The 8777-nt window shown below is 34.6% G+C and carries 8 protein-coding genes; 6 read left to right on the forward strand and 2 right to left on the reverse strand.

Annotated elements, in window-relative coordinates; genetic code table 11:
• From C9J34_RS20875 to C9J34_RS20890, 5 genes are all read left to right on the forward strand, one after another.
• The coding region (locus C9J34_RS20875; RefSeq protein ID WP_238600745.1) for a hybrid sensor histidine kinase/response regulator at positions 1 to 1736 on the forward strand (1736 nt) is incomplete at its 5' end.
• Positions 1737 to 1766: 30 nt separating this feature from the next.
• Complete coding sequence (locus tag C9J34_RS22515; protein WP_238600746.1) at positions 1767 to 2351, forward strand: sensor histidine kinase; 585 nt, start codon at positions 1767 to 1769, stop codon at positions 2349 to 2351.
• Positions 2352 to 2353: 2 nt separating this feature from the next.
• Positions 2354 to 3463, forward strand: a complete 1110-nt coding sequence (locus C9J34_RS20880; protein ID WP_107842091.1) for a response regulator — start codon at positions 2354 to 2356, stop codon at positions 3461 to 3463.
• A gap of 260 nt (positions 3464 to 3723) precedes the next feature.
• Complete coding sequence (locus tag C9J34_RS20885) at positions 3724 to 4392, forward strand: hypothetical protein (protein WP_107842092.1); 669 nt, start codon at positions 3724 to 3726, stop codon at positions 4390 to 4392.
• A 275-nt stretch (positions 4393 to 4667) separates the two neighbouring features.
• Positions 4668 to 5831 (forward strand): iron-containing alcohol dehydrogenase, encoded by a 1164-nt coding sequence (locus C9J34_RS20890; RefSeq protein WP_107842093.1) that lies wholly within the window; start codon positions 4668 to 4670, stop codon positions 5829 to 5831.
• Between the two features lie 44 nt (positions 5832 to 5875).
• On the opposite strand, the gene C9J34_RS20895 is transcribed toward C9J34_RS20890, so the two are convergent.
• Together C9J34_RS20895 and C9J34_RS20900 are read right to left on the reverse strand one after the other, a co-directional pair.
• On the reverse strand, positions 5876 to 6850 hold the full coding sequence (locus C9J34_RS20895; RefSeq protein ID WP_107842094.1) for a cation diffusion facilitator family transporter: 975 nt from the start codon (positions 6848 to 6850) through the stop codon (positions 5876 to 5878).
• 15 nt (positions 6851 to 6865) lie between these two features.
• Positions 6866 to 7555: an MgtC/SapB family protein gene (locus C9J34_RS20900; protein ID WP_193769129.1), complete on the reverse strand. Its 690-nt coding sequence runs from the start codon at positions 7553 to 7555 to the stop codon at positions 6866 to 6868.
• 133 nt (positions 7556 to 7688) lie between these two features.
• Between C9J34_RS20900 and C9J34_RS20905 the strand changes: the two genes are divergently transcribed.
• A complete protein-coding gene (locus C9J34_RS20905) occupies positions 7689 to 8594 on the forward strand; it encodes a DMT family transporter (protein ID WP_107842096.1) in 906 nt (301 codons plus the stop codon).
• Positions 8595 to 8777: the final 183 nt, after the last annotated feature.

Below are 8777 nucleotides of genomic sequence, written 5' to 3' on the forward strand. Positions count from 1 at the left end.
GACATAAAGAAGAATTATTTTTCGGGCTATTTGCGATATTGTTAGGTATTTATATGCTCTTTATTAACCAGAAAATATTTTTCTTACTAGTGACGATTGAAGAAGCAACTGTGCAGGTTCGTTTACAATTAGGTACTTTGATTTTAGCACTTATGTGTCTAACTTTGTTTATTTATTATATGTATCCTAAATTAACAAAGAAAAAAAATATTCACTTCTTGATGGTGTTTCTTTGCATACTCTTTGTGATTTATGGTATTCGTAATCCATTTTTTGGAGAAATAGCTACTTCACCAGAGGAAATTAAAGTAAGACAATTCATTTTTCTTGCACTTATTGCACCCATTCTTATATACAATATAGGAATTTTAATGCGTGTATTAATACAACGGTTAGAAGAGGCACGATATGTGTTAATTGTTGTGACAGCCATATATTGCTATGCTCTATTATTAATGATGAATTTTTTAACAGATATTCCTTTTGATTATAGTGAGTTTGTATTATTTATTCTTATTTTAGTAGGATTTTCCTTATTATTAAACTTTCGAGCAAATGTGACCTTTACGAAAATACAAAAGTTATCAGAAGAATTATTAACACATAATCAAATGAAGGATGAATTTTTAATAAAAACATCACATGAATTGCGTACACCTTTAAATGGAATTTTAAATTTAGCGAAATCCTTAATGGAGGGAATGCAAGGGCCATTAAAGCGCAATCAGCAAGAGCAAGTAATTTTAATCCACAATGTGACCCAGCGTTTAGGGCATTTAGTTGAGGATTTATTGTTCTCGTCTCATCATATGACAGGAGAAATTAATATTACACCTACTGCTGTACCAATTACGATTATTAATGAAGTTGCAGAAGAAATACGTAGTGTAATGTCAAGTGATAGCCGTGTGAATTTAAGGACAAATATAGATACCACCCTGCCATTCATGTGGACAGATGAATTACGCTTCAAGCAAGTTTTATACAATTTGCTACATAATGCAATTCAACATACGGAAATAGGAGAGATTACTGTAACGGCTTATGTTCAGCAGCAGCAAATGGCTATTCAAGTAAGCGATACAGGCGTGGGTATACATGTACAAGATTTAGAGCATATTTTCAATGCTTTTTATCAAGCAAGAAAACAATCAAATAAAGAAGGACTAGGATTAGGTTTGAGCATTACAAAAAATATTATAGAAAAATTAAATGGTGAAATTTACGTGGAAAGTGTGCCAGAGGAGGGGACGACATTTACATTTACAATGCCATTAGTAAAACAAAATAATGGACAACTCATAAATGCGCCGAAGAGTGCTTTTCAAACGGTGCTCCAGTTAGATTTACCATTGATTCATAAAGGATATAACAAAACGCTACTCATTGTAGATGATGATCATACGAATATTAAAGTACTAGCTGATGCGTGTATGGCAAGAGGCTATTCAGTAATTGCGGTAGACAACGGTGTTGATGCATTACAGTATATTCAAAAGCATGAAGTTGATTGTTTATTGACCGATTTGTTAATGGATGGTATGTCAGGTTATGAATTATGTAAACAAGTACGTAAACAATACGATATGTTGGAATTACCGATTATTGTATTAACGGCAATTATGAAGCAATCTGATTTGCTGTTAACATTGCAAGTAGGAGCGAATGATTATTTGCAAAAACCTGTAGTGATGGATGAATTATTTATTCGTATCGAGTCATTACTTGCGATTTGACAATCTTCAATCGATGCAATTGAATCAGAGATGAACTATTTATATACGCAAGTTACACCTCATTTTGTTTATAATACGCTAAATACGATTATTGGTTTAAGTTACACGGATATGGATAATACGAGAGAGGCCCTCTATTGTTTAGCGACTTATTTCCGTGCAAAGCTAAATGTTCATTATCGTAATAGTATGGTGTCGTTAGAAGAAGAAATTGAACTTGTGAAAGCGTATCTTTATATTGAAAAAATGCGCTTTGGAGATCGACTAACAGTACGCTATGATATTGATGAATCTATCCAATTGATGATTCCAGCCTTATCGCTCCAACCATTAATAGAAAATGCTGTAGTGCATGGTATTTCAAAGAAAAAAGATGGTGGCACGATTGAGATAAGCATTAAGCGTGAAGGTCAATTTGTACGGATTAAAGTATTTGATAATGGAGTAGGAATGGAAGAAGATACGCTTCGGCAATTAATAAGTGGTGAAAATCCACGTATCGGCTTCGCCAATCCATTAAGAAAATTCAATTTGATGAAAAATGTAAGTTTACATGTATATAGTAAGGAAGGGCAAGGGACCACCATTTTAATTATACTACCAGAGGGTGTGTAAGCATGAATATTATCATAATTGATGATGAAAAGATGGCGATTGATGTATTGCAAATTATGTTAAAGCGTATCACATCATTGCCTATTACGATTAAAGGCACTTTTACAAATGTAGGGGATGCCTTTGTGTTATTTGAGCAAGAGCGAATTGACGTTGTATTACTAGATATTGAGATGGTGAATATGCATGGCTTGCAAGTAGCAAAGCAGCTGATAGCGAAGCAACCATTTGCCCAAATTATTTTTGTGACCGCACATATGCAATTTGCGGTAGAGGCTTTTGAAATAGAGGCGACTGATTATTTATTGAAGCCTGTACATGAAAAAAGGCTAATAAAAGCTTTAATAAAGGCGGAGAATAAATGGAAAATTGTTAGTCATGCTGAAACAGGGGATGAAAAACCGATATTTTATGTTCATACATTTGGTAGCTTTCAATTTTTAGATGATAAAAACCAGAAGATAAAATGGCGTACGAAAAAAGTAAAGGAGCTATTTATCTATTTATGGTTACATCAACAAAAGCCTCTATTAAATGTTGCGATAATTGAATTACTTTGGCCAAATATAGAACCTGAAAAGGGTTCAGCTAATTTATATACAACGATTTATCAGATAAGAAAAATATTTAAAGACAAAGGAATAGAAAATGCAATAGAACTTGTAAATAATTATTATCAATTAAACATTGAAATGAAAAGTGATTATGAAGATCTGCAAAAATTATTAAATGAAGAAAAACATAGTGAGTTGAATATACAACGAATTTTGAATTTGTATGAAGGAGATTTTTTAGAAACTGAAGAATACGACTGGGCAATTGCATTGAGAAACGAAATAAAACAACAGGTTCTACATGCACTTGAACGCTATGTTACATATGAAAAAGCTACGAACACGCTATTAAAGTTAAGTTGCCTACAAAAACTGTTGCATCTAGATGAATATAATGAGCAGTATATGTTAATGCTTTTACGCTTTTTAGTAGAAAATAATCGCAAAATAGAGTGTATCCAATTGTACAAAGACATAAAAAATAAATTAGAAGAGGATTTAAAAATTCCTATTCCGCAGGATATTAAAAAAGTGTATGAAAACTATATGATAAAGTGAACCTTCAATCAGTGGGGTTTTCCTTATCTCCACTGATTGGTGATAAAGGAACACAAGTTAAAAACTTCACATCCTGTGAAAACGCTTGTATGACCAACATCATGTTGGCCTCAATCGGGTTTTTACAGCCTGCTAATACGGGATAAAATAGTGAATACTATATGAATTTCGATGAAAAAACTCGAATTTTGTAGAGTTTTGTTTAGTATTTGTATAGCTACCTTTTTTACACTAGACAAAAAAGGTAGGGGGAATGAGGAATGCTGAAAAATTTATTGCAAGAGCGCATTATTCATAAAGAAAATAAATTGGCTTATTTTAGTCATCAACTAGTTGAATTGTCAAACGATGTAGATGTATTAGGCATTCAAGCAACTACATTACAAATTCAAGACCAAAGTATTGTTGCTAGCTATATAGTCGATGATAAGATTTATTTAAAAAGCTTACGTTCAGGAGAAACAATAATCACTTTGATAAATCAGAAAAATAAAGCTTTTATTAAGCTAACTGTGCTTAATTCAGGAGATATAGTAACAGAAATTACCCCATGTTTAAAAAATAAAAAAATAGTACCTGTTTATTTTAAAAGAATTCTAGGGGCAACTGCCGTCGCAGTTGATTTAAAAGGCGCATTGATAGATTATTTAATTTCTGAAGAGAAAATTTACGAAGATAGTTTAATTGAAGAAGTGCACTATCAGTCATTGCATCCAAATGTCATAAGTCATTCGGTCAATGGACGATTTATTTTGGGATGTCATGCAAATGGGCTTCCTTTAACCAATAGTCAAGAATATGCGTTAGCAAACCGCGTGGCCACATTAAAGTTTTCAAAAATCGCATATCGCCATAATGGTGTAAAGATAACGTTAGAAGAGGACTTGTTAATTACATTTATGATAACGGATGAAGTTAAGGGTATTTAATTTTACTGCGCTTTTGATACAAAAACATTGTCGCTGTTACAACAAAAAACATGTGCTAATTTAAGTTAAGTCTCTGGCAGATGTCAGGAATTTTGAAAGGAGACCTGTACAATGCAGGTTAGTTAACCATTGTCGCGTGTTGTGACGTCTTTAGGTTAACTTCTACTAAGTGCCAAGCACAATACAAAATCCCAAGGCGTAATTGAAATATACTTTCTTTGCTATTTTCAGTTAAAACGTGAGAAAATAAAGATAGTTTTGAAAGGAGAGAAAGTATGAATCCATTTACATTTTATAATCCAGTAACGCTGCATTTTGGAGCGGATGCAATGGAAAAGTTACCAAGAGAGCTTGCGAAATATGGCGATAAAGTACTTATTGTCTATGGTGGAGGTAGCATTAAAAGCAACGGCGTATACGATGATGTTGTAACGGTATTGAAGCAAGCAAATAAGGAAATATTTGAACTAGCAGGCGTTGAACCAAATCCACGTGTTGAAACGGCTCGTCGGGGTGCGGAAATTTGTAAAAAAGAAGGAATTGACCTCGTATTAGCAGTAGGAGGCGGCTCAGTTATTGATTGTTCGAAGCTAATCGTTGCAGCTGCAAAATACGATGGTGATGCATGGGATTTAGTTATTAGAAAAGCAGTTGTAGAAGAGGCATTGCCATTAGGGGTTGTACTAACTTTAGCAGCAACAGGATCTGAGATGAATTCAGGCTCTGTCATTACGAATATGGATACAGAAGAGAAGTTTGGCTGGGGCTGTCCAGCAATATTCCCCAAATTTTCGATTTTAAATCCTCAGTATACGGTAACTGTGCCTAAAAACCATACAATATATGGGATTGTTGATATGATGTCACATATATTCGAGCAATACTTCCATAATACGACAAATACACCTGTAACAGATGGTATGTGTGAAGGCGTATTGCACGCTATTATAGAGGCAGCACCAAAATTAGTAGAGGATTTAGAGAATATCGCATTGCGTGAAACGATTTTATTAGCGGGGACAGTCGGGCTAAATAACTTTTTAGCTATGGGTTCACGAGGAGATTGGGCTACACATAATATCGAGCATGCAGTCTCTGCAATTTATGATATTCCACATGCTGGTGGTCTAGCAATTCTTCAACCACACTGGATGCGTCATGCTGTATCAGAAAATCCAGAGCGTTTTGCGCGCTTAGCAGTGCGAGTATTTGATGTAGAAGCTAACGGGAAGTCAGTAGAAGAGGTTGCACATGAAGGAATTGATCGTCTAGCAGCATTTTGGACTTCTTTAGGGGCACCGAACCGCTTAGCAGATTATGATATTGATGCTACACATTTCGAGCAAATTATTAAACATACAATGTGTAATGGTCCATTCGGCAATTTTAAAAAGCTTCATGCGGAAGATGTACGTATAATTTTAGAGAATGCATTATAAAAAAGTAGATTAGGAAGTAGAGAACTTCCTAATCTGTTTTAATTTTACTCAGTCTTCGTATCAACATGTTGCCAGTTAAGCTGACCATCATCTTCATCAAATAAAATAACGACTTCTGTTACACCTTTTTGACTTAAAATAAGATGTGTTAAATAATCTCGGACATCATCTAAATAGGCGAGAGAAAGTTTTGGGTCTGCCTCTACAACAAGCTCAACATGTAAAAACTCTCCTTCTTTAATGACTTCTAAACGAACAATGTCTTTTACATTTGGCTCTTCCATGACGATGTGTGCAATATGATTTAGCATTTCTTGATCCGTTTCTCCGATAACCCCTTTTGCATTATCTAAAAATACGCGCCCAACTACATAAAACATCATCAAACCGATTATCATGGAAACAAGCCCTTCCAGTCGGTAAAAACCAGTAAAGTGAGCGATTAAAATAGCGCTAAATGCAAGGGCATTCCCACTAGTAGCGACTAAATCTTCCATCCATACAAGCTTTGTAGCAGGTTTTGCACGTTTTAAATATTTTATTGATTTCGGAATAGCTGTAAAACCGCCACCACCAACGCCAACTTCATATAGCACTTCCTTTGCGGCTTTATGCAAAACCGCTAATTCCAGCACAATCCCGATTGCTAATACGCCAAGTGCAATGAACATGCCGTTTGATTCAGTAGCAGGAGAGATGAAGTGATGCCAGCCTTCCTTTACTGTTTCATAGGATAAAATACCAACGATTAAGACAGCGCCTAAACAAACTAAATTAATTAGGCGACCAAAGCCATTAGGAAATTGCGGAGTTGGTGCTTTTTTTGATAAAGCGGATCCGATATAAACGAAAAATTGGTTAGCAGCATCTCCTAGGGAATGCATCATTTCGGCAAACATTGCAACATTTCCAGTAAAGAAAAAAGCAATTCCTTTAATAATTCCTAAAAACGTATTAACAAATGCGGCAAGCAGAGAAGGTTTATTGCCATCTTTAAGTAGTGTGAAAATTTCTTTCATAAAAAGCTCCTTTATTTAAGATAATAATTCAATATCAATTTTTTCTAGATAGTTTTGTGTGTGTAAATCTTTATAGAGTGATATTGTGTTTTGCTGAATTGTAGTAAAACGAATTGCTACTTCATGTTCAGTTGTATCATTTGCTATTAGCATATCGCTTATACGTATACTCTCAACATGCATTTCATGCTGTTGCATATAAGTAAGCAGCATGGAAATGTCTTCATAGTTTTTCATTTGTACCTTCAATGAAAATTCGCGTGACCGCAAACGTTTAGGACCGATTTTCGTCAAAAATGGTGCAAATAACTCAATTCCAATCACAACAATGACTACCGTCATAAAGGCTTCAGCATAAAATCCGGCTCCAACAGCAATCCCGATACCTGCTGCTCCCCAAATCATAGCGGCAGTAGTAAGCCCAGTAATGCTATCATTCCCTTTACGTAAAATAACACCTGCTCCTAGAAAGCCAATGCCACTTACAATTTGCGCTGCCAAACGTAGAGGGTCCATCGTTATATTGATATCAGGACGTGCGGGCGTCGTGTAGGCAGTTTCAATTGAAATAATCGTCAGCAAACAACTGAATGTCGCGATTACTAAGCTTGTTTTTAGTCCAACTGGCTTCTTTTTTAATTCCCTCTCGATGCCAATAATTAAACTTAATCCACCAGCGATTGCAAGCTTCATTAAAATTTCCATTGAAAAAGCCGCATTTAAAATCAACGGCCAATCTCCTTTCTTCCTATAAAGATAAAAAAACATCTATATAATAATGTGCTATATTGCTGTAGAATAGATTAATGTATAGAAAAATGAAGTGAGGAACACGACTATGAAGAAACCTATGGTTAATCCGTACATACCGATTATTATAGGGGTTATTTCGGTATCACTATCAGCAATTCTTGTAAAATTAGTAAATGCTGATGCGGGTGTTATTGCTTTTTATCGTATGCTATTTTCAGTGCTACTTATGCTACCGTTTTTTTTCTGGAAGTATACGGGTGAGTTAAAATTGTTATCGAAGATGGATTGGCTATTGTCTGGCGTAGCAGGTATTTTTTTAGCTTTTCATTTCATTTTGTGGTTTGAATCTTTAAATTATACAACTGTAGCTAGCTCTACTGTCCTTGTCACGATGCAACCTTTGTTTGCCTTTGTCGGTACATATCTATTCTTCGGAGAGAAAATCTCATTAAAAACGATTATTGCTGGAGCGATTGCTATTTCGGGTAGCTTTTTAATTAGTTGGGGAGACTTTCAAGTTAGTGGTACTGCATTGTATGGCGACATATTGGCGTTAATAGCTTGTCTGCTAGTAACGGCTTATTTATTGTTAGGACAAGACGTTCGCAAAAGAATTTCACTTGTTACTTATACAATGGTTGTTTATTCAAGTAGCACAATCTGTTTATTCTTTTATGTATTATTTAAAGGAGAATCATTTGGTCCGTACCCAGCTATAGATTGGGGATGGTTTTTATTGCTTGCCATCATTCCAAATTTACTTGGGCATACATTATTTAATTGGTCTTTAAAATTCGTTAGCACAAATGTATTATCAATTGCTATTTTATTTGAGCCAATCGGTGCTTCTATATTAGCTTACTTTATTTTTCAAGAATATTTAATCGCAACACAAATTATCGGAGGCATTGTTGTACTTGCGGGAATACTACTATTTGTAATAGACTTTAAAAAAATTAAAAGTTTTTTTGAAAAAACTATTGATTTATGATTTTAGATGGTATATATTATTACTTGTCCTTAACAACGACAGATTGAAAAATTAAAAAACAACAAAAAAGTTGTTGACATCGAGTTGAGGATAAGTTATGATATAAAAGTCGCTGATGAAGAGACGATGGAAATGAACCTTGAAAACTGAACAAGCAAGACGTGAATGAAAAACGTTTCATTT

Source organism: Metasolibacillus meyeri, assembly GCF_003049505.1.
GTDB lineage: Bacteria > Bacillota > Bacilli > Bacillales_A > Planococcaceae > Metasolibacillus > Metasolibacillus meyeri.